Annotated in this window: 16 protein-coding genes; 4 read left to right on the top strand and 12 right to left on the bottom strand. The window is 63.2% G+C overall.

Annotation, left to right across the window (positions count from 1 at the left end; genetic code table 11):
• Positions 1-5: 5 nt before the first annotated feature.
• The 5 genes from M2375_RS16805 to M2375_RS16785 all read right to left on the bottom strand — a co-directional run bounded on the left by M2375_RS16805 (position 6) and on the right by M2375_RS16785 (position 9,916).
• Positions 6-6,209 carry an Hpt domain-containing protein gene (locus tag M2375_RS16805; RefSeq protein ID WP_310473184.1) on the bottom strand — a complete coding sequence of 2,068 codons (6,204 nt, stop codon included), beginning with the start codon at positions 6,207-6,209 and terminating at the stop codon, positions 6-8.
• Between the two features lie 111 nt (positions 6,210-6,320).
• A complete protein-coding gene (locus M2375_RS16800) occupies positions 6,321-8,585 on the bottom strand; it encodes a methyl-accepting chemotaxis protein (RefSeq protein WP_259169019.1) in 2,265 nt (754 codons plus the stop codon).
• 38 nt (positions 8,586-8,623) lie between these two features.
• A complete protein-coding gene (locus tag M2375_RS16795) occupies positions 8,624-9,151 on the bottom strand; it encodes a chemotaxis protein CheW (protein WP_259169018.1) in 528 nt (175 codons plus the stop codon).
• Between the two features lie 3 nt (positions 9,152-9,154).
• Positions 9,155-9,520: a PleD family two-component system response regulator gene (locus M2375_RS16790; RefSeq protein ID WP_259169017.1), complete on the bottom strand. Its 366-nt coding sequence runs from the start codon at positions 9,518-9,520 to the stop codon at positions 9,155-9,157.
• Positions 9,521-9,529: 9 nt separating this feature from the next.
• Positions 9,530-9,916, bottom strand: a complete 387-nt coding sequence (locus tag M2375_RS16785) for a PleD family two-component system response regulator (protein WP_021027286.1) — start codon at positions 9,914-9,916, stop codon at positions 9,530-9,532.
• 292 nt (positions 9,917-10,208) lie between these two features.
• On the opposite strand from M2375_RS16785, the gene M2375_RS16780 reads away from it, so the two are divergent.
• Positions 10,209-11,162 carry a hydroxymethylpyrimidine/phosphomethylpyrimidine kinase gene (locus M2375_RS16780; RefSeq protein ID WP_259169016.1) on the top strand — a complete coding sequence of 318 codons (954 nt, stop codon included), beginning with the start codon at positions 10,209-10,211 and terminating at the stop codon, positions 11,160-11,162.
• Between the two features lie 68 nt (positions 11,163-11,230).
• Positions 11,231-12,529, top strand: coding sequence for a glutamate-1-semialdehyde 2,1-aminomutase (hemL, locus tag M2375_RS16775; RefSeq protein WP_259169015.1), 1,299 nt, complete (start codon positions 11,231-11,233; stop codon positions 12,527-12,529).
• Between the two features lie 85 nt (positions 12,530-12,614).
• On the opposite strand, the gene M2375_RS16770 is transcribed toward hemL, so the two are convergent.
• From M2375_RS16770 to dusB, 5 genes are all read right to left on the bottom strand, one after another.
• Positions 12,615-13,325: a Bax inhibitor-1 family protein gene (locus M2375_RS16770; protein ID WP_259169014.1), complete on the bottom strand. Its 711-nt coding sequence runs from the start codon at positions 13,323-13,325 to the stop codon at positions 12,615-12,617.
• Between the two features lie 145 nt (positions 13,326-13,470).
• Positions 13,471-13,959, bottom strand: coding sequence for a c-type cytochrome (locus M2375_RS16765; protein WP_259169013.1), 489 nt, complete (start codon positions 13,957-13,959; stop codon positions 13,471-13,473).
• A gap of 106 nt (positions 13,960-14,065) precedes the next feature.
• Positions 14,066-15,664: a bifunctional phosphoribosylaminoimidazolecarboxamide formyltransferase/IMP cyclohydrolase gene (purH, locus tag M2375_RS16760; RefSeq protein WP_259169012.1), complete on the bottom strand. Its 1,599-nt coding sequence runs from the start codon at positions 15,662-15,664 to the stop codon at positions 14,066-14,068.
• Positions 15,665-15,741: 77 nt separating this feature from the next.
• Positions 15,742-15,975 carry a Fis family transcriptional regulator gene (locus M2375_RS16755; protein ID WP_021027292.1) on the bottom strand — a complete coding sequence of 78 codons (234 nt, stop codon included), beginning with the start codon at positions 15,973-15,975 and terminating at the stop codon, positions 15,742-15,744.
• Positions 15,972-17,045 (bottom strand): tRNA dihydrouridine synthase DusB, encoded by a 1,074-nt coding sequence (dusB, locus tag M2375_RS16750; RefSeq protein WP_259169010.1) that lies wholly within the window; start codon positions 17,043-17,045, stop codon positions 15,972-15,974. Before dusB ends, M2375_RS16755 begins: the two co-directional genes overlap by 4 nt.
• Positions 17,046-17,352: 307 nt before the next feature.
• On the opposite strand from dusB, the gene M2375_RS16745 reads away from it, so the two are divergent.
• Together M2375_RS16745 and M2375_RS16740 are read left to right on the top strand one after the other, a co-directional pair.
• Positions 17,353-17,895: a YqaA family protein gene (locus tag M2375_RS16745; protein WP_259169009.1), complete on the top strand. Its 543-nt coding sequence runs from the start codon at positions 17,353-17,355 to the stop codon at positions 17,893-17,895.
• The gene (locus M2375_RS16740; protein WP_259169007.1) at positions 17,888-18,442 is read left to right on the top strand and encodes a hypothetical protein; all 555 of its coding nucleotides are present in this window, start codon (positions 17,888-17,890) and stop codon (positions 18,440-18,442) included. The genes M2375_RS16745 and M2375_RS16740 overlap by 8 nt, the downstream gene beginning before the upstream one ends.
• Before the next feature lie 90 nt (positions 18,443-18,532).
• Here the strand turns inward: M2375_RS16740 and ychF are convergent, their stop codons facing one another.
• Both ychF and M2375_RS16730 read right to left on the bottom strand, forming a co-directional pair.
• Positions 18,533-19,627 carry a redox-regulated ATPase YchF gene (ychF, locus tag M2375_RS16735; protein ID WP_259169006.1) on the bottom strand — a complete coding sequence of 365 codons (1,095 nt, stop codon included), beginning with the start codon at positions 19,625-19,627 and terminating at the stop codon, positions 18,533-18,535.
• 184 nt (positions 19,628-19,811) lie between these two features.
• A complete protein-coding gene (locus M2375_RS16730) occupies positions 19,812-20,693 on the bottom strand; it encodes an MOSC domain-containing protein (protein WP_259169005.1) in 882 nt (293 codons plus the stop codon).
• Positions 20,694-21,008 lie beyond the last annotated feature (315 nt).

Genomic DNA, 21,008 nt, shown 5'->3' with positions numbered 1-21,008 from the left:
GCCGTTTACTGCAACGGAGCAGCGTCTGCCGCCTTGATCTCGCCGTCGAGCACACACTGGCGCACCAGCGACAGCAGCACTTCGTCGGCATAGGGCTTGCCCAGGTAATGGTCCACACCCAGGCTGGCCGCATGCTCACGGTGCTTGTCGGCAATGCGCGAGGTGATCATCACCACCGGCAGGTCCTTCATCGCTGCGTCGGCACGGATCTCTCGCACCAGCTCGAAGCCATCCATACGCGGCATCTCGATGTCCGACAGCACCATGACCGGGCGCTCCTCGCGCAAGCGGTCCAGCGCCTGCAGGCCATCGGCCGCCAGCGCCACACGGTAGCCTTCGCGCTGCAGCAAGCGCTGGGTGACGCGGCGCACGGTGATGGAGTCGTCGACCACCAGCACCAACGGCGTCTGCACCACCTGCTCGGCCAGCTCGCGCACGGGTGCCTTGGCCACCTCGGGGTGTACGGCCGCCTCGGCAATGCGGTCGGCAATCTGCTGGCCATACACGGTGTAGAGCGCCACCGGGTTGTAGATCAGCACAATGGCGCCGGACGCCAGCACCGACATGCCGGCCAAGCCAGGCAGACGCGCCAGTTGGGGGCCGAGGTTCTTGACCACGACTTCCTGGTTGCCCAGCACTTCGTCGACGTGTACCGCCAGGCGCTTGGTGGCCGAGCGCAGAATCACCACGGCACTGGTCTTTTCCGGCTCTTCCTGGCTGCGCAGGTTGCCCTGCAGCAAGGCACCGGCAAAGTAGTACGGCAATTCCTGGTTGTTGTCGGTGTAGACACTGTCCTTGTGCGCTTGCTCGATCAGCGCCTTGGGGACGCGCCGCACATACTCCACCAGGTTGGCCGGCACGCCGAACTTGATATCGCCGGCGCGCATCATCACCACCTGGGTGACGGCGGTGGTCAGCGGCATCACCATCTGGAAGCGCGTGCCCTTGTTCTTCTCCGACGTGGTCACGATGTGGCCACCCAGGGACTGGATCTCGGTACGCACCACGTCCATGCCAATGCCACGGCCCGACAGCTCGGAGACCTCGGTGGCGGTAGAGAAACCGGGGGCAAAAATCAGCTGGGCTGCCTTGTCCACATCCAGCGTCTCATCGGCCGCGATCAGGCCCGATTGCAGCGCCTTGTTGCGGATGGCATCGAGCTGCAGGCCCGCGCCATCGTCGTGGATGGAGACCGCAATATCGTTGCCCTCCTGGCGCACATCGATGGCGATAACCCCCACCGCTGGCTTGCCCTGGGCCTTGCGCACTTCGGGCAGCTCAATGCCGTGGGCCACGCTGTTGCGCAGCAAGTGCTCGAAGGCGGGGGTCACCCGGTCGAGCACGCCCCGGTCGATCTCGATCGAGGCGCCGGTGATGTCCAGCTTGACCTGCTTGCCCAGCTCCTTGGAGATCTGGCGCACGATGGCATACAGGCGCTCGGAGATGGAGTCGAACTCCACCATGCGCGTGCGCAGCAGGTCACGCTGCAGCTCACGGGCCTGGCGGCCCTGGGCAATCAGATCGTCTTCGGCACCTTCGGCCGTGCGCTGCAAGTTGCGCTGCACGGTGCCCACGTCGTTGACCGATTCGGCCATCATGCGGGTGAGTTCCTGCACGCGGGTGAAGCGGTCGAACTCCAGCGGGTCAAAGCCCGATTCCGAATCCTTGGCGAGCGCCATGCGCGACTGCATCTGCGACTCGGCCTGCATCTCCACGTCGCGCAGCAAGGTGCGCAAGCGCTCCAGGTTGCTCGACATGTCCTTGATCGATGCGCGGATATTGCTCAGGCGCATGTCCAGGCGCGAGCGGGCAATCAGCACCTCGCCGGCCTCGTTGACCAGGCGGTCGAGCAGCTGCGAGCGCACACGCACCGACTGGCCGGCAGCGGCGCGCACCGGCGCCATGCGCAGCATCAGCGGTTTGTGCTGCACGCCAGCGGCTGCGTCGGCCGCATCGGCCGCTTGCGCAGCAGCCTGTTGAGCGTCAGCGCTCTCCAGCGCGGCGGGGGTGCTGGCGGCCACTTCGGCCACCACTTCACCCATCTCGGTCGCAGCAGGCACCTGCTGGGGCAAAGCACCTTCTGCCAACACCTGGTTGCCACGCTCTTGCAATCCGACAAACTCGTGCTGCAGACCGTCGTAACGGGCGAGCAGGATGTCGATGTCCTGGCCGGTCAGGTTTTCCGTGCCGATGTCTTCCACCTCGGATTCCATGCGGTGCGACATCTCGCCCAGGCGCATGGCTCCCGCCAGGCGTGCACTGCCCTTGAGGGTGTGCAGGTGACGCAGCACTTCGCCGCGCGGCGGCAGGTAGTCCGGGTCGGCCGACCACTCCCGCAAGGCGCCGCCCAACTTGGGCAGCAGCTCCTGCGCTTCTTCTTCAAAGATCAGGAACAGATCCGGGTCGATGACATCGACGACTTCGATGGCATCGTCGTTGCGCAGCTCCAGCAGGTCTGGCAAAACCGGTGTGGAGGACGCTAGCGCTGGCACAAAGGCACGCACCGGCTGCACCACATCGGATGCCCGCTCGCGCAGCTCGGCCAAACCCGAGGGCTCGGCATCGAAATCGGCCATGCCATAGGGCGGGTGCAGCTGCGAGTTGACCTCCTGGTTGGCGATATCGACCAGGTCCTGCACGACGATCTCGCTGGCCGGTTTGACAAAGCCAGCGGCCAGTTGGTGCAGAAGTTTGCGGATCTCCGAGCCTGCGGCCTGGCAGGTGTTGAGCCAGGCCACTTCGGGGTTGGAGAAATTGTGGATGTGCGAGAGCGCATGCTCCAGTGCGCGTGCCAGCTCGGACAGCGAGCCAAAGCCCACCGTCGAGGAGCTGCCAGCCAGAGAATGGGCATAGGCAATCGCATCTTCGGGGAAGTTGCGGTTGGGCGCCTGGGCCCAGCTGTACAGCACCTTCTCCAGGTTGTGCGACCAGTTTTCTGCCTCTGCCAAATAGACATTGAACAGCGCCGTGCTCACGCCCAGCGCATTGGCCGTTTCGGCCTCTGTGTCGCTCGTGGCCACGATCTCAGCTTCAGCGTCAGTTTCAGCTTCAACGGGGGCTGGGGCCTCGATCTCGGCTTGCGCGTCGGTGGCGGCCAGTGCAGGGGCGGGCTCCGGCTCCGGCTCCGGCTCCGGCTCCGCAACGGGCTGCACTTGCACTTGTTCGGCAACCAGACGCGCTACGGTGCTGTCGTCGGCAAGGGGCAGCGCCTCGGGCAGCACCAGATCATCGGGCACCACCAGCAACACCTCGTTCAGCGGCTCCGGCGCCTGCGCCAGGGGCTCAAGATCGGGCAGCATCGTGTCTGCAAACTCGATGTTGTCGGCAAATGCGCTGTGGAACTCGGTCGCCACCGCAGGTTCGCTGGGCAGGTCCAGCGAGGGCAGATCCAGCGGCAAGCGGGTGGGTGCAGGCAGCGGCTGGGCGGTTGCCTCGTCGTCCACAAACTCCAGGGCCGCATCCATGGCGACAAAGTCCAGCGCGCTGTCCTGCAGTTCCAGGGGCTGGGCGACTTCGGGGGTTGCGCTGGGCGCCTGGGCATGGGCCATGGCCTGCGCAAACTCGGAGAAGTCCACCTCTTCGGCGCTCTCGGGCGCCATGGCCAGCGGCACCAGGCCCGAAGGCGTCGCCTGGGCGGGCTCCGGCTCAACGGGCTCCAGGTTCAGGTCAATGCCGTCCAGAGGCCAGACCAGCGCTTGCGCGCTGTCCACCACCGCGCCGGGCTCAGCCAGCGCATCGGCAGCGACCAGCACGGTGTCTGCACCCGTGTCGGTGTCCGCTTCTGGCTCGGCATCCGCCTCTGCGGTGGGCGCATCGGCCTCCAGCGCCATTTGCTGCGTATCGTGTACCCAGGGCTGGTCCGGCTCGCTGTGGCCCGGCGCTGCGGGCACGACCAGCGGAATATGCACGGCGTCCAGACGCATGGCGTCGGCCGAGATGCGGAAAATATCGGGGTTCCAAGTGGATTGGCGTTGCGCACCAATATCTTCAGCCCAGCGGCCAAACCCGCTAAGCGCCTCGGCACTCAGTGCCAGCAGCGGCGCATCGGCCGATTTGTGCTCGGTCAACCAGCTGTTGAGCACCTGCTCCATCGACCAGGCCGCATCGCCATACTGGACCAGGCCCACCATGCGCGAGCTGCCCTTGAGGGTGTGGAAGGCGCGGCGCAAGGTCGTCAAGGCCTCGGCATCTGCCGGATCGCGGCGCAAGGACTGCAGCGCCTGTCCGCCCGTCTGCACCACGGACTGGGCTTCTTCCAGGAAAATCTCCAGCAGCTCCTCGTCCAGCGCGTCCTGGGTTTCCAGCACGGGGACCGCCTGGGCCGCAGGCACCACAATCTGCAGATCGGGCGCCAACACGGCAGGGGCCTTGGGCGCCGGGGCGGGGCTGGCATCGAACAGCGGGGCCGGAATGGTGGGCGCAAAGTAGACGGAGTCGTCTTCGGGCTCTTCCGGCGCTTGCAGGGACGCAGCCAGCACCGGTGCGGCAGGCGCGGGTGCCACATCACCGGCACTTTGGGTGCCCATCACGATACGCAGCTCACCGCTGGTCGCATCAAAAATGAAGAGCTTGCGCGCCAGGGTACGTTGGTAGCCCAGCATGTCGAGCAAAAAGCCCAGCGCGCCCAGGCTGTTGCCCAGCTTTTCAAACACCACGGGTTTGTCGTCGTCGGACACCTGGCCGGCGGCCAGCTGGTCTACCACCGTGCGCAAATGCTGGGTGGCTGCCACGGCCTGGTCCAGGCCCAGCACCGACAGCACGCCGCGCATCTGCGACATGGCGCCGGTGACCGTGCCCAGCATCGAGACATCGTCGGGGTTGCGGAAATACTGGTCCAGGTGCTTTTCCGCCTCGGCCAGGGTGGAGTGGAGCTCATCAACCACACTGCCCATGGTCTGGTGGTCGCTGACCCGTCGGTACAGCTCTTCGACCCAGGTCTCCAGCGGCTCGGGGGGCTGGTCGGCCAGCACATGGTCCAGCCGCTGCGCCAGCCGGTCAGCGCGCTCGCGCATCAGCGCGGGCTTGACGTCCAGCGACTCCAGATTGGCCTGCAGGTACAGCACCGCCGTGGCCACTTCCATGGCCAGCGGCGTCGACGGCGGCGTGCCCGAAGCCACCAAGCGCTCGGTGACGCGGCCCAGCGCCGCGCCCAGCTCGTCGGCGCCGATATGGAGCTTGTGCAGCGATTCGCGGATCAGGTGGAACTGGTCGGCCACGGGCTTGATCTTGTAGCGGTCGCCATCGGCCAGCGACGACCACAGCTCGGCGGCCGACTCCAGGCGCTTGCGCGCCTGCGCCAGCACGGCCGGGTCGTACAGGCCAAAACGCTCCTGGCCGTAGTTGACGCCTTGCAGCGCTTCGGTCTGCAAGCTGACGCGCACGGCCTGCAACACCGCGGCCTTGGCTTCATCAGGCCCTTGGGCGATGGCGCAGAAAAAACTGAGCTCATGCTGCAGGCCCCGGTCTACCTCGGCACTGCCCTTGGCATGCGCGGCAAATTGCATGATGACGCGCGAGGCGGTGCGCTTGGCATACAGGTCCGCATTGAGCAGCTTGTAGGCCATCGCATCGAAAAAGCCTGCCGCCACTTTCCAGAAAATCTTCACGGGCTGCTGGCTCTGGGCTTGTGCCAGGCCCAGGCAGACAGCGGTCAAATCCTGCGCGGCACGGCTGTCGCCAGACTTGATGATCTGCAGCATGTCCGAGTCCAGGCGCTGGCGCGCGCTGCGGTCCAGCGGCAGTGCGGCCACGACTGGCGTCAGCGGCTCACGCTGGGCCTGGTCGCCATGCCACAGATCGGCAGGGTGAACGCGCTCGACGCCCACGAAGGCCTGCATTTCCTTGTACTGGGGAAACAGTGCCACAAAGGAGACGCTGCGGCCCTTGAGCACATGGCTGAGGTACTCCAGCAAGGCAAACGAGGTGCGCTCCATCAGGGCCACCGATTTCTCGGTACACAGATGGGGCTTTGCAGCAAAGCGCTGCGCGGCCACCTCCATCAACGCAACCAGCTCAGCGGCCTGGTCGACCCCCACCATCTGCAAGGCCCCCTTGACCTGGTGGAGGTACTGTTTGGCAACCCGGATACCCGTGTTATCCACGGCTTCCAGATCCGAGACCTTGGCTGTCTCTACGTCCCGGCTGTAGCGCAGCAATGCCTTGACCGTGGATTCCAGTGACCGGCGCACCTCGTCATTGATCCATGCCAATGGCCCGAGATCCCTCTCTTCTGTTGGCTGTGCGTTTTCCGCTTTATTTTCGATAGCTATAGACATGCAACAGTCCCCGATTGCGGGTCAAAATTAAACAGCAGGCATCGGTCAGGCGATCTTGAACCGAGACACCGACTGGCGCAATTCCTCGGCCATTTGAGACAGCTCGCGCACCTGCTGCGCCGTGGCACGGGTGCCATCACTGGTCTGCTCCGTCACCGCAAAAATATGCTGGATATTCTCTGCCACCTCGTTGGCCTGCACCGCTTCGTCGGACGCAGAACGGGAAATCTGTTGAATCAGATCGGCCAGTTCGCGGGACACGCGGTCAATTTCGTTCAGTGCGGTACCAGCGCTGTCCGACAGACGGGCCCCTTCCACCACACCCTGGGTGGAGCGTTCCATAGCGGCCACGGCATCCTGGGTGTCGGTCTGAATGGCCTTCACCAGCACCGAGATCTGGCGCGTTGCGTCGGCAGAGCGTTCTGCCAGACGCTGCACTTCTTCGGCCACCACCGAGAAGCCACGACCGGCTTCACCGGCCGATGCGGCCTGAATGGCTGCGTTCAGCGCCAGCACGTTGGTCTGCTCGGTAATGTCCGAGATCAGGTCGGTAATTTCACCAATCTCCTGCGACGACTCGCCCAGGCGCTTGATCCGCTTGGAGGTGTCCTGGATCTGGTCACGGATGGAGTTCATACCGCCGATCGCGTTATCCACGGCCTGCAGACCGGACTCGGCAGCCATCAGCGATTTGCGCGCCACCGAAGCCGATTCCTGCGCCTGGGAAGACACGAGGTTAATACGGGTTGCCATGTCCAAAATGGACTTGCCGGTTTCACGAATCTCGCGCAGTTGCTCGGTCGAAGCGGCCAGCAGCTCGGTCGAGGTGGCATCCACGGTCGAGGTGGTTTGCGCCACCCGGGTTGCCGTGTTCTGCACGCTGCCCACCAGCATGCGCAGCTCTTCCACCGTGTAGTTCACCGAGTCGGCAATCGCGCCGGTGATGTCTTCGGTCACGGTCGCTTCCTGGGTCAGGTCACCTTCAGCGACTGACTGCAACTCGTTCATCAGGCGCAAAATGGCGGCCTGGTTGGCATCGTTGAGGCGCTTGGCCTCTTGCTCCTGGCGGGTCGCTTCTTGCTGCAGCGATTCAGCAGCGCGGCGGCGGTTCGAGCTGTCCGCCAGCTGCAGACGCACCAGACCCCAGCCACCCAGGCCCACCAGCAACGCGGCCAGCACAATGCCCACCAGGTACAACCAGATACGGTCCGACCAGCTGTTGAGGTCGGCCTGCAGCGCTTCCAGGCCCTTGCGCAGTGGATCGCTGGCCGACTGGATCGAGACTTCGGCCTCGCGCGCTTCCGAGATGCCCTTGAGGTTGCTCAGCACCGAGGAGCCGTCCTTCAAGGTGATGTCGTACTGGGCCGAGAGCTCCAGCAGCTTGTCACGCACCGCACCATCGCGGGCAGCGCCCAGGCGCAGCTCAGGGCTGCCATTGAGCAGACCGGAGACGATTTCCTTGAAGGTGTTCAAGTCTTTGCCCAGCAGGAACACGGCCTCGGCATTGGCGCCAGAGCCACTTTGGAAGTCGTTGGCCGACTTGCCGATACGCTGGGTCAGCATGGCCAACTGGCTGGCCGCGGCGATTTCTGCCGTCGGTGCCGCTTGCTGCAGCTTCAGGCTCACCACCGCTTCGCTCAGCTCCAGCAGGGTCTGGGTGTTGCGGTGAATCGCCTGCAAGTCCTTGCTCATGGCCACCAGGGAGGCCTTTTGCTTGACCACCGAGTCGCTCTTGCTGGCCGTGCGGTCAGAGGCTTCCACCAGCGGCGCCAGCACCTCGGCGTAGGAGCCGGACAGCGCCTTGATATTGGGATCGTCCGAGCCGGCGTTCAGGCCGTCGATGTTCTTTTTCAGAATCGACGAGGCTTCGGCCACTTCGGCAAACGCCTGTTCGTTACCATTCACCGCCTGGCCCACCGACTTGGCCAAACGCTGCGACTGGGTCAGGGCCTGGCTGGTGGCAGCCAGCTGGCCGCCCGTGGTGCGCGACTGCAAAATAGCCCAGACCGCCAGCGCAAAGAACACCACCAGACCACCGACCACCACGGCCAGCAGCGTTTTTTGGTGCTTGGCCGCCGGCGCCGTGCCCAGCAGCGGCAAGGTCACCAGATCGTCGCCACTGGTCTCACCTTCGACCAACTGCGCCATGTAGTCGTCCTGTGCAGCATTGGCAGCGCCAGCGCTCTTGGCCGCAGAAGACGCACCGTCGCCGGTGGAGCCTTCGGACAGCATGACCTGGTCACCATCTGGGAAGATGCTGACACCTGGGTCTGCCGCTTCTTCTTTGCGTTTGAATAGTTTGTTGAACATACAAATACTGAAAAGGATGACGCCGCGGAAGCCCCGCACTAAACCGTGATATCGAGAAAATCGGGCGCATTGGCCAGAAGCTGCAAATTCAGCTCCTGCCACTGCTCACCGTTGGCAGATGTGTAGAGCGCACCAAAAAATTCCGGCGCATCGGCCGGTGTGTCTTTGGAGCGCGAAAAATCCGTGGTGCCGCGCAAGCCTTCGAGCTGCTCGACAAACAGCGCAGCATTGACGCCCATCATGGGGTTGAGCGCGACGACCGAGGCACTGGCAAACACCTGCTCACTGCGGGCCGCCGGCATGCCCAGCATGCGGGCCAGGTCCACCACCGTCAACAAAATACCCCGGATGCTGGTCACGCCGAGCATCCAGGGTTTGGTGTAGGGTACAGGCTCCACCCCGCTCCAGCCCAGCACTTCGCCGGACTGGCTCAAAGGCAGCAGAAAGTTCTTGCCGCTGATCTTGACCGCCAGCCAGGAGGCACCGACCGCAGTCTGGTTGCGTGCCTGGCTCAGACGATCGGCCAGCCGGGTTTGCAGCTCTCGCAAGTCTTCGCGCTGTGCCATGCCTTATCCCAGCGCCTCGATCTTGGCCTTGAGCTCGGCCGGATCCACCGGTTTGGTCACATAGCCACGCGCGCCCTGGCGCATGCCCCAGACGCGGTCAGTCTCCTGATTTTTGCTGGTGCACATGATGATCGGAATATCGGCATATTCCGGGCTGCGTGTGATCAGACGCGTCAGCTGAAAGCCGTTCTGTCCGGGCATCACCACGTCCATCAAAATCAGATCAGGGCGTTCTTCGGACAGACGCAGCATGGCTTCGTCCGAGTTTTGCGCAGTGCGCACCACCATACCCTGGCGTACAAGCAGATCACTCAAAAACATCAATTCGGTTTTTGAGTCATCAACGATAAGAACTTTTTGAATAGGCACGACCCCTCCTTAACGCTCGGCAACGAAACGTCCGACGGTTTCCAGTAATTGATCTTTGGTAAATGGCTTGGTGAGGTAGTCTTCACATCCCACCATCCGTCCCCGGGCCTTGTCGAAGACGCCGTCCTTGGACGACAACATGACCACGGGTGTCGATGCGAAAGCATCATTGCGCTTGACGATGGCGCAGGTTTGGTAGCCGTCCAGTTTTGGCATCAGGATGTCGCAAAACACCATGTCCGGCTTGAAATCGTTGATCTTGGAGAGGGCATCGAAACCGTCTTCAGCCAGCAGCACTTCATAGCCGCCTTGCTTCAGAAAAATCTCGGCACTTCTGCGAATGGTATTGCTGTCGTCAACCACCAATACCTTGAAGTTATCTGCGGAAACTGTCACCGGCCACCCTCCTCATTGCATGTCATGAAATGTGAATGCACGCGGCAGCCAAGGCTGACAAGCCCCTCCCACCCGTTTGCATTGAACACATACGCCCTATGGCAATTTTTCTTTCGACGAATCCGCATGTGCTTTGGGTGCATTTTGCACCACAGCGCGTACACTGCATCCGTCGTCCCTGCTCCTAATTTTGAAAAGCTTACAGAGCCTTTACATAGAATGCAACGATTGTAGCTTTTGAACACAGATTTATCGGTGATTTCTGCCGCAATGTGCCCTATCTCGTTGACCTATGACATCCTCCTTGACAAACCAGCCAGAATCCTTTCCAAGTGAAAGCACGCTGGCAGCCACCATCGATACGGCCAGCATCCTGTGTTTTAACGCCAATGATCCGAGTGGCGCAGGCGGTGTCAATGCAGACAGCCTGGCTGTGGCATCCATGGGCGGCCACCCCTGTACCGTGGTCACCGGCGCGCTCATCCGCGACACGCTGGACACCATTGATTTCTATGCACTGTCCGATGAGGCCGTGCAGCAGCAGGCCCAGACCGTGTTGCAAGACATCCCCATCCGCGCCATCAAACTGGGCTTTCTAGGCTCCATCGAGAATGTACGAGTGTGTGCGGAAGTAACCAACGACTACCCCGATGTGCCTGTGGTCGCCTATGTGGCGGGCATGGCCTGGTGGGACAGCGAGCTGATCGACGACTACCTGGACGCCTACCAGGAGTTGCTGCTGCCCCAGGTGACCGTGCTGGTCGGCGCCTATGGCCTGCTGTGGCGCTGGCTGCTGCCTGACCGCACCTCCGAGCACCGCCCCAGCCCGCGTGACATTGCCAAAGCCGCCGCCGAGCATGGCGTGCCCTTTGTGCTGGTCACCGGCATCCCCACCCACGACCAGCATGTGGAAAACGTACTCGCCTCAGCCGATACCATCTACGGCAGCGGCGAGTTCGAGCTGTTCGAGACCGAGTACATCGGCGCCGGCGATACCTTGAGCGCCGCGCTCACCGCCTTGCTGGCCACCGAGGTGCCGCTCAGCGATGCCACGGCCGAGGCCATGACCTACCTGGACAAATGCCTCGAAGGCGGTCTGCGCCCGGGCATGGGCAAGACCATTCCCGACCGCCTCTTCTGGGTGCATGCCGATGACGAGGAAGACGAAGACGGCAGCGAGCAAGACGCAGAGGACGCCGACGACACGGCTGGCGGCACCCAGAACCTGCGCAATCCACTGCAGTGAATACCGATTTGACAGCCCCGCGCTGGCGCTTGGCCGACAATCCAAGGCCAGTCTAGTTGTGAGCCCATATGACGATTGATAAAAACGCCCAGTTGTTCGAACGCGCACGCCAGGTCATCCCCGGCGGCGTGAACTCGCCCGTGCGGGCCTTCAATGCCGTAGGCGGCACGCCCGCCTTCATCGCCCGCGCCCAAGGTGCCCATCTGTTCGATGCCAATGGCAAGCAGTATGTGGACTACATCGGCTCCTGGGGGCCGATGATTCTGGGCCATGGCCACCCGCAGGTGCTGAGCGCCGTGCAGGCCGCGCTGCTGGAAGGCTTTTCTTTTGGCGCCCCCACCGAGCGCGAGATTGCGCTGTCCGAAGCCATCTTGAAGCTCATGCCTTCGATGGACATGGTGCGCCTGGTCAGCTCCGGCACCGAAGCGGGCATGAGCGCCATCCGCCTGGCCCGTGGTTACACCGGCCGCAACAAGATCATCAAGTTCAATGGCTGCTACCACGGCCATGCCGATGCGCTGCTGGTCAAGGCCGGCTCGGGTCTGGCCACCTTTGGTGCCTCATCCTCGGCGGGCGTGCCCGGCCATGTGGTGCAGGACACCATCGTGCTGGAATACAACGACATTACCCAGCTTGAAGAGGCCTTTGCCAAGTACGACGACCAGATCGCCTGCGTGATCATGGAGCCGATTGCCGGCAACATGAACTTTGTGCGCGCCAGCACCGCCTTTACCCGCCGCATCAGCGAGCTGACCAAACAGCACGGCGCCTTGCTGATCTACGACGAGGTGATGACCGGCTTCCGCGTGGCCCTGGGCAGCGCACAAAGCCTGTACGCCCAGCAGATTCCCGGCTTCCAACCCGACATCACCGTGCTGGGCAAGGTGATTGGCGGCGGCATGCCGATGGCCGCCTTTGGTGCGCGTCGCGAGATCATGGAAAAGCTCTCGCCGCTGGGCCCGGTCTACCAGGCCGGTACCTTGTCAGGCAACCCCATTGCCACGGCCTGCGGCCTGCAGACCCTGGCACTGATCAGCCAACCGGGCTTCCATGAAGCGCTGCATGCCAAGACCGGCCAGCTGATGGCCGGCCTGAAGGCGGAAGCCGATGCGGCAGGTGTCCCCTTCAGCATCGACCACCAGGGCGGCCTGTTTGGCTTTTTCCTGCTGCCCGAGCTGCCCAGCCACTACGAAGCCGTGATGAAGAGCGACAAGCCGCTGTTCAACAAATTCTTCCACGGCATGCTCGCCCGGGGCCACTACTTTGCACCAGCGCTGTACGAGGCCGGCTTTGTCAGCAGCGCGCATACCGATGCCGACATCCAGGCCACCATCGAGGCCGCCCGCGAAGTCTTCAAGACCTTGTAAGGCGTCGCCCTTGCCCCCTGCCCCATCTGGCGGGCACAAAAAAAACCTCGGCATGCCGAGGTTTTTTGTTGCCTGCCGCTGGCGATCAGTCGTCGCTGCCGCCCAGTTGCATGATCAGGCGCAGCACATACCAAAACAGCATGGCCACCGATGCGAACAGGTGCAGGGCCGCGCCGGCGGGGCGGTCTGCGGGGTAGTGGCGCATGATCTGCGAGGTGTCATACAGCACGCAAGCGCCGGCAAACAGCACCATCGCGCCCGAGAACCAGATGCCCAGCTTGAAGCCGAACACCACGCCGGCCAAAATGATGCCGATCGCCACCAGGCCCGCAATCTTCAAGAAGCCACCCAGGAAGGAAAAATCCTTTTTGCTGGTGAAGGCGGTGAAGGTCAGGCCCGCCACCAAGGCCAGGGTCGCAATCGATGCGGCCTGGATGGAGCCCGGCGCCACAATGCTGGCCATGGCCAGCATGGGTGCAAAGATCAGCGACTCGGCAAACACAAAGCCGCCCAGCGCCAGGTACTGCACGCCGGTGCTTTCCGAATTGTCCGCCGCATTGGTGGCCAACCAGGCCACCACCATGAAGGCGCCCATGACGGCCAACCAGCCCCATTTGCTGACACCCAGCATTTTGAGCATGGCAAACGATGCACCGCTGGCGTACAGGCCAAACGACAGCACGGCAAAAGCCAAAATGGCCACCGCCAGATGGCTGTAGGCGGCCTTGATGAATTGGCCTCGGCTTTGCGCCTCGGTCAAGCCAGCGCCATGGCCAGCATATTCGGGAAAGTTCATGCATCCTCCTTCAGGTCTATGTCGCTGCAGTATCGCAGATTTGCTTTACAAAGCAGGGCCTTTCCAGACCCCGCCTACGGGCATTGCGGCGGCGCACAAAAAAGCCCGCTTTGCAAGCGGGCCGGTCAGCAAATTCAGACAGCATTCAGGGTGGGTTGGCCGCCGGTGTCTTCGCGGGGCTGAGCGCCATCAACCAGGCGGCCATCAGCTCGGCCTGCTCCTGCGTGACCTGTGGGTGGCGCGGCATCACGATGCGGCCCCATTCGCCCACACTGCCTTCGCGGATCTTGCCGGCCAGATAAGGCACGGCATCATCGCGGCCCGCATAGCGCTTGGCAATGTTTCTGAACCCCGGACCCACGACATCCAGCTCCATGGTGTGGCAGCGCATGCAGTCGCTGCTGCGGGTCACCAGGTCGCGCCCCTTTTGCAACTGGGGGCTGGCCTCGATCAGGCGGTCAGCGGCCGTTACCTCGGCCTTGGGGCGGATGATCAGCCGCCCGATATTGAACATGCCCAGGCCCACCACCAGGGCAAATGCCACGATGAGTACCCCCAGCCAGCGCGAGCGGCGCGGTGGTTCGGTGTCCGAATCGGGGGCGGGAGGGGGGTCTTGGTGCTGCGAATCGCTCATGCTGGAATCGGCCGGGGGGCCAACGCTGAAAACAGGCCGGCGAACAGGTTAGGTTCGCGGCGCTTGGTGAAGAGCAGCAGCGCCTTCGCAGGCGCTGCCCGGGCCATCAATGGCGGAAGTGGCGCACGCCGGTGAACACCATGGCCACGCCGCGCTCGTCGGCAGCGGCAATCACTTCCGGGTCGCGCATCGAGCCACCCGGCTGGGCCACGCAGGTTGCGCCGGCATCCACCACCACATCCAGGCCGTCACGGAACGGGAAGAAGGCATCCGACGCCACGACGGTGTTCTGCAGCGACAGCTTGGCCGCCTCGGCCTTGATCGACGCGATACGTGCCGAATCCAGACGCGACATCTGGCCAGCGCCCACGCCCATGGTCATGCCGTTCTTGCAGAACACGATGGCATTGGACTTGACGAACTTGGCTACCTTCCAGGCAAACAGCAGGTCTTGCAGTTCTTGCGGGGTCGGCTGCTTGACGGTCACCACCTTCAGATCCGCCAGTTGCAGCTCGTGGTTGTCGGCCGATTGCAGCAGGATGCCCGAGCCCACGCGCTTGGACTCAATGGCGTTGCGGCCCTGTTCCCAGTCGCTGTTGCCGCCAGCGGGCAGTGCAATCTTCATCAGGCGCACATTGACCTTGGACTTGAAGACCTCCAGCGCCTCGGCGCTGAACTCAGGGGCCATCAGCACTTCGACAAACTGCTTGGACACGGCCTCGGCAGCCGCCTTGTCGACGGCGCGGTTGAAGGCGATGATGCCGCCAAAAGCGCTGGTCGGGTCGGTCTGGAAGGCCTTGGAGTAGGCCTCGAAAGCATCTGCGCCCACAGCCACGCCGCAGGGGTTGGCGTGCTTGACGATCACGCAGGCAGGCACGTCGAAGCTCTTGACGCATTCCCAGGCGGCATCGGCATCGGCGATGTTGTTGTAGCTCAGCTCCTTGCCCTGCAGCTGCACGCCCGTGGCCAGCGAGCCAGGTGCGGGGTACAGATCGCGGTACCAGGCCGCTTGCTGGTGGCTGTTTTCGCCATAGCGCAGGTCCTGGATCTTGATGAACTGGCCATTGCTCTGGCCGGGGAAGGCGGCGCGCTCAGGCACGTATTCTTCGGACAGCTTCTCGTCTTCGAACGTGACCGACGACAGGTAGTTGCTGATGGCGCCGTCGTACTGGCTGATGCGGTTGAATGCCGCCACCGACAGCGCAAAGCGCAGCTTGTGCGACAGCTTGCCCGCGGCCTTGAGCTCGGCGAGCACGGCGTCGTACTGGTCGGCGGCGGTGATCACGCCCACATCGTTCCAGTTCTTGGCGGCAGAACGCACCATGGCCGGGCCGCCAATGTCGATGTTCTCGATGGCATCGGCCAGGGTGCAGCCGGCTTTGGCGACCGTGGCTTCAAACGGGTAGAGGTTCACCACCAGCAAGTCGATGGTCTCGATGCCGTGCTCCTTGAGCGCAGCCATGTGCTCGGGCAGATCACGGCGGGCCAGCAGGCCGCCATGCACCATCGGGTGCAAGGTCTTGACGCGGCCGTCGAGCATCTCGGGGAAGCGGGTGACCTCGGCCACTTCGGTCACGGGCAGGCCCTTGTCAGCCAGCAGCTTGGCGGTGCCGCCCGTGGACAGCAGTTGCACACCCAGCGCGTGCAGGGCCTGGGCAAACTCGACAATACCGGTTTTGTCGGAAACGGAAATCAGGGCTTTCATGTCAATCACTTCAAAGATAGAAACAGGCTTGTGCCGCTTGCGCAGCGGGCGCAAGCAGCACTGAAATCATTGGGGGATCAGAGCATCTTGTGCTCGACCAGCTTCTTGCGCAAGGTGTTGCGGTTCAGGCCCAGCCATTCGGCCGCACGCGACTGGTTGTTGTCGGCGTGGTTCATCACCACTTCCAGCATCGGGCGCTCCACCATGCGGACTACCATCTCGTACACACGGTCCGGCACTTCGCCTTCCAGATCCTGAAAATAGGTCTGCAGGCTGTCCCGCACGGACTGCTCAATCGTCGTCTTACTCATACAAAGTCATCACTCGTTGTTGTTGCTTGGGCCATCGCACTCCCGCTGGCCTCTTGTGCTGGCGCCATGCCCGGCAGCCGATCCATCTGCTGCCCCAGGGCCCACAGGTAATCGGCTACGGCCTGCCATTGCGCCGCACTGTTTTCAATCAGATTCATCTCGCGCCTGAACGCATCGCCCCCCGGCAGATCGCGCACATACCAGGCAATGTGCTTGCGCGCCGAGCGCACACCCGTGCTCTCGCCGTACAGCGCATAGTGGTCTTGCAGGTGCTCCAGCAAGTGCCTGCGCAGCTCCGCCACCAAGGGCGGCGCCAGCAGCTCGCCGGTCTGCAGAAAATGCACGATCTCGCGAAAAATCCAGGGGCGGCCCTGGGCCGCCCGTCCCACCATCACCGCATCCGCACCGGTCAAGGCCAGCACATCGCGCGCCTTGGCGGGGCTGGTGATATCACCATTCGCCACCACGGGCACCGACACGGCCTGTTTGACGGCACGGATCGTGTCGTACTCGGCCAGGCCCCGGTAGCCCTGCTCGCGCGTGCGGCCATGCACGGTGAGCATCTGGATGCCCGCTTGCTCAAACTGGCGCGCCAGCTGCACGGCATTCTTGTGGTCATCGCTCCAGCCAGTGCGCATCTTGAGGGTGACCGGCACGCCATGGGGGGCAGCTGCCGCCACCACCGCAGCGGCAATCTCTACCGCCAACGGCTCGTTTTGCATCAGTGCAGAACCTGCCCACTTGTTGCAGACCTTCTTGGCCGGGCAACCCATGTTGATGTCGATGATCTGCGCGCCGCGCTCAATGTTGTAGACCGCCGCCTCGGCCATCATCGGCGCGTCGGTGCCTGCTATCTGCACGGAGATTGGCCCGGGCTCGCCCGCATGGTTGGCGCGGCGGCTGGTCTTGAGGCTGTCCCACAGGTCCTTGCGGCTGGTCACCATCTCGCTGACTGCATAGCCCGCCCCCAGCGCCTTGCACAGCTGGCGAAAGGGCCTGTCTGTCACGCCCGCCATGGGCGCCACAAACACATTGTTGGCCAGAGTATAGGGACCGATGCGAACGGACATGGAATGCAAAAAGCGAGCACTTCGCCACCGAAGTGCTGGTTGTTGTGGTGAGGGGAAGGGGCAGATTGTACTGCTTAAAAAAGCAGCAAACCTCAAATCTACCCGCTTGACATTTAGGAATGCCCAAAAATTGAGCGATGGTGCCGCAATAGGCGACACCCTTGGGCAGCGCCTGACAGCTGCAGTGAGCGCTCAGGCCACAATGCCGCAACGGCTTGTCCATATGGGATTTTTCGGCCTCTTGGCTGACACGACACCGGCCCGCGCTGCCGCTGGCACGCAGGCACCAGCCGCTACACTGGCAGCCATGGAAGCTTGGATTCATCAGTTGCTGGCATGGCTGGCCTTGCCGCAGTTCGGGCTCAGCACGGTATTTATCGTCGCCCTGATCTCGGCCACCTTGCTGCCCCTTGGGTCCGAACCCGCTGTGGCCGGCCTGCTACACCTCAACCCCGATCTGTTCTGGCAGGCCATCTTGGTGGCCACGGCCGGCAATACCTTGGGCGGCGCCATCAGTTGGTGGACGGGCGCGCTGGCGCGCACCGCCTGGTACAAGGCCCGCCGCCTGCGCCATGCCGGCCATGGCGCAGCCCCCGCGAACCCTCTCATCCCCGCCACGCCCCCCAACAAACAAAGCCGCCACCAGCGCATGGCCCGCATCTGGCTGCGCAAATTTGGTGCCAAGGCCTGCCTGCTCAGCTGGCTGCCCATCGTGGGCGATCCGCTGTGCGCTGTGGCCGGCTGGCTGCGCCTGCCGTTCTGGCCCTGTGTGTTCTATATGGCGATTGGCAAATTTTTGCGCTACTTGCTGATGACGATGACCATCCTGCATTTCTGGCCCGGTGCTTAAAACCGTGTTCCCCGCAGCAACCACCCAGGCGCCACTGGCGCATCAACGCATCAACATCGTTGGCGCATCGGGCTCCGGCACCTCCACCCTGGGCCGGGCACTGGCTGCTCGCACCGGCATGGCCTGGGCCGACGCGGATGATTTTTACTGGAAGCCCAGCCACCCGCCGTTCCAGCACAAGGTAGATCCGGCAGAGCGGCTGCAGCGTCTGCTGGCTTATTTGGCCCCGCACCCCGGCAGCATGGTGTCCGGCTCAGTCTGCGGCTGGGGCTCGGCATTAGAGGACAGCTTCGACCTGGTGGTCTTCCTCAGCCTCCCCACCGACCTGCGACTGGCCCGCATCGAGGCACGCGAAATCGCCCGCTATGGCCATGCCAATCCCGATTTTCTGGCTTGGTCTGCCCAATACGATCAAGGCCTGCTACCTGGCCGCAGCCGCGCCCGCCACGAAGCCTGGCTGGCAAGCCGCACCTGCCGGGTGCTGCGTTTTGAGGGGGATGAGGAGGTGCAGGCGCGGGTGACGCGAATTCTGAACCTTTGCGCCTGAGGCCCAGCGTTACGTAGGGGCCAGCATGCATGCCCGACCCACCGCAATGAGAAGATGATGTGCCGGGCACTGCGTGCCCAGCCCTGGAACTTAAACGTTGAACAAGAAGTTCAGCACATCGCCATCCTTGACGATGTATTCCTTGCCTTCGGCGCGCATCTTGCCCGCTTCCTTGGCGCCTTGCTCACCCTTGTACTGGATGTAGTCGTCAAAGGCGATGGTCTGGGCGCGGATAAAGCCGCGCTCGAAGTCGCCGTGGATGACGCCTGCAGCCTGGGGGGCGGTGGCACCCACGGGGACGGTCCAGGCACGCACTTCCTTCACGCCAGCGGTGAAGTAGGTTTGCAGACCCAGGAGGGTGAAGCCAGCGCGGATCAGGCGGTTCAGGCCCGGCTCTTCCAGGCCCATTTCCTGCAGGAACATGTCGCGGTCTTCGTCGCCCATCTCGGACATTTCTGCTTCGATCTTGGCGCAAATAGCGACCACGGGCGCACCTTGGGCCTCGGCGTAGGCCTTGAGGCTGTCGAGCAGCGGGTTGTTCTCAAAGCCGTCTTCGCTGACATTTCCGACAAACATCGCGGGCTTGGCGGTGATCAGGCAGAACTGCTTGAGCAGCGGTGCATCTTCCTTGGACACGGGCACGATGCGGGCGGGCTTGCCTTGGTCGAGCGCGGCCTGGATGGGGGTCAGCAGGGACACCACCTTGGCGGCTTCCTTGTCGTTGCCCGACTTGGCGGCCTTGCTGTAGCGGTTCAGCGCCTTGTCCACGGTGGCCAGGTCGGCCAGGCACAGCTCTGTCTGGATGACTTCGATATCGGCGATCGGGTCGACCTTGTTGGCCACGTGGATCACATTGGGGTCTTCGAAGCAGCGCACCACGTTGACGATGGCATCCGTCTCGCGGATGTGGGCCAGGAACTGGTTGCCCAGGCCTTCGCCCTTGGAGGCACCTGCCACCAGGCCGGCGATATCAACAAACTCCACGATGGCGGGAACGACGCGCTCGGGCTCGACGATCTTCGAGAGTTGGTCCAGGCGCGGATCGGGCACTTCCACCACGCCGGTATTGGGTTCGATCGTGCAGAAAGGATAGTTTTCGGCGGCAATACCTGCCTTGGTCAACGCATTAAAAAGGGTGGACTTGCCAACATTGGGCAAACCGACGATGCCGCATTTGAGGCTCATGGCAGTGCTTTCTCTATTCTTTCGGACAAACCCGGCATTTTATGCCGACTGCATCGCAATCGCGAATTCAGGCGTATTAATAGGGCGCGTCTGCAAAACTCCCAGCCCTGGTCTGCATGCGGAGTCAGGCGATCCGCGTCCATCTCCGTGGACGAGGGTTGTGCAGAAGCGCCCTTGGCTGCGTTCAGTCAAACTGCAAAGCGCCGCCCACCGCATCACCCACCCGCAGCACGCCGCCGGTGCCGGCAGGCACATAGGCGTTCATGCCAAAGGTGACAGCGCCATCCAGCCGCGCATCGTGGCGGTAGGTCTGCAAGGTATCGGTCACGCGGGTGCCGCGGTCGGCGGTGGCCGGGTCGACATCGGGGATGGGACAGCGCGCACAGGGCTTGACCAGCGGCAGATCGGCCCATTGCTGGCTGCCCGGGCCACCTTGCTGTACCGACAGGCTCTCGATCCGGTCTTCGTCATGGGACTGAAAGCCGTCGACCACGATATTGGCGCGAAAGCGCTCTGTGACCACAGGCACTTCGCCCGCCTGGGTCAGGCGCGCGTTGAGCTCTTCGACCGAGGCCTGGCTGACCACCAGCACAGGGAAGCCATCGGCAAACTGCGTGGGCGCATCGGCGCCGCCGGTCCAGTTCTTGCTGGCCAGGCGAACGGCTTGCGGGGCCATGCGCACCAGCGTGCACTCGGTCTGCAAAAACGCGCTGAACCAGGCATTGACTGCGTCGGGCGCCTGCAGGGCCGAGACCTGGTCGCTCCAAACGCGTACGGTGCGCTCGGGGCCAGCAAATGCCATATCCACGGCCAGCGCCGCCATGCCGGGGGCCGTTACCGTCATCACGCCGTCGGCAATGGCGGGTTGCACCAGCACCATGCGGGCGATCTCGCGCTGCGAGATGAATTCGCCCCGCCCGTCGACCAGCATGAAGGCCCGGTCATGCTCCAGGCCCGTCGCCAACAGGCGCGCACTTTGCACGGCGATGCCGGCACAGGATTTGATGGGAAAAACCCACAATTGGCCAATATGGCCGGTGACATCAAAAAAATCGCTATTAGCCATGCTGCTCTGCGCCTGCGTTGATCTGGGCAAACCACACTGTAACGAGTAAAAGGCCGCCAGCCTAGGGAGGCTCTGCAAAACCCTCGCCCAGCGGGATGGGCGCGGATCGGGATGATGCGCAAGGCGTCTTTTGCCGTCGAGCCGTAGCGATTGCCAACGAAGACAACGCCGCGGATCGCCCGAACCCGCGCTCAGACCACGGCAGGGCGTTTTGCAGCGCTTCCCTAGGTGTGATGTTTCAATAGGTTGTTCAACCGGACAGGTCTGGGAAACTGGAGTTACCACGCTTCAGCAACTCAGAGGAATCCTGCCGGA

Origin of the sequence: Comamonas sp. BIGb0152, assembly GCF_024809975.1 — a bacterium.
In the GTDB taxonomy this organism is placed as follows: Bacteria; Pseudomonadota; Gammaproteobacteria; order Burkholderiales; family Burkholderiaceae_C; genus Comamonas.
The sequence above is the reverse complement of the archived record's forward strand: the minus strand, read 5'-3'. Positions and strand labels throughout refer to the sequence as shown.

What these genes read in the sequence shown, in the direction of transcription:
- M2375_RS16800 (WP_259169019.1), bottom strand. Translation starts at nt 8,585, where the DNA reads ATGTTCAACAAACTATTCAAACGCAAAGAAGAAGCGGCAGACCCAGGT.
- M2375_RS16795 (WP_259169018.1), bottom strand. Translation starts at nt 9,151, where the DNA reads ATGGCACAGCGCGAAGACTTGCGAGAGCTGCAAACCCGGCTGGCCGAT.
- M2375_RS16780 (WP_259169016.1), top strand. Translation starts at nt 10,209, where the DNA reads ATGACATCCTCCTTGACAAACCAGCCAGAATCCTTTCCAAGTGAAAGC.
- hemL (WP_259169015.1), top strand. Translation starts at nt 11,231, where the DNA reads ATGACGATTGATAAAAACGCCCAGTTGTTCGAACGCGCACGCCAGGTC.
- M2375_RS16770 (WP_259169014.1), bottom strand. Translation starts at nt 13,325, where the DNA reads ATGAACTTTCCCGAATATGCTGGCCATGGCGCTGGCTTGACCGAGGCG.
- M2375_RS16765 (WP_259169013.1), bottom strand. Translation starts at nt 13,959, where the DNA reads ATGAGCGATTCGCAGCACCAAGACCCCCCTCCCGCCCCCGATTCGGAC.
- purH (WP_259169012.1), bottom strand. Translation starts at nt 15,664, where the DNA reads ATGAAAGCCCTGATTTCCGTTTCCGACAAAACCGGTATTGTCGAGTTT.
- M2375_RS16755 (WP_021027292.1), bottom strand. Translation starts at nt 15,975, where the DNA reads ATGAGTAAGACGACGATTGAGCAGTCCGTGCGGGACAGCCTGCAGACC.
- dusB (WP_259169010.1), bottom strand. Translation starts at nt 17,045, where the DNA reads ATGTCCGTTCGCATCGGTCCCTATACTCTGGCCAACAATGTGTTTGTG.
- M2375_RS16745 (WP_259169009.1), top strand. Translation starts at nt 17,353, where the DNA reads ATGGAAGCTTGGATTCATCAGTTGCTGGCATGGCTGGCCTTGCCGCAG.
- ychF (WP_259169006.1), bottom strand. Translation starts at nt 19,627, where the DNA reads ATGAGCCTCAAATGCGGCATCGTCGGTTTGCCCAATGTTGGCAAGTCC.
- M2375_RS16730 (WP_259169005.1), bottom strand. Translation starts at nt 20,693, where the DNA reads ATGGCTAATAGCGATTTTTTTGATGTCACCGGCCATATTGGCCAATTG.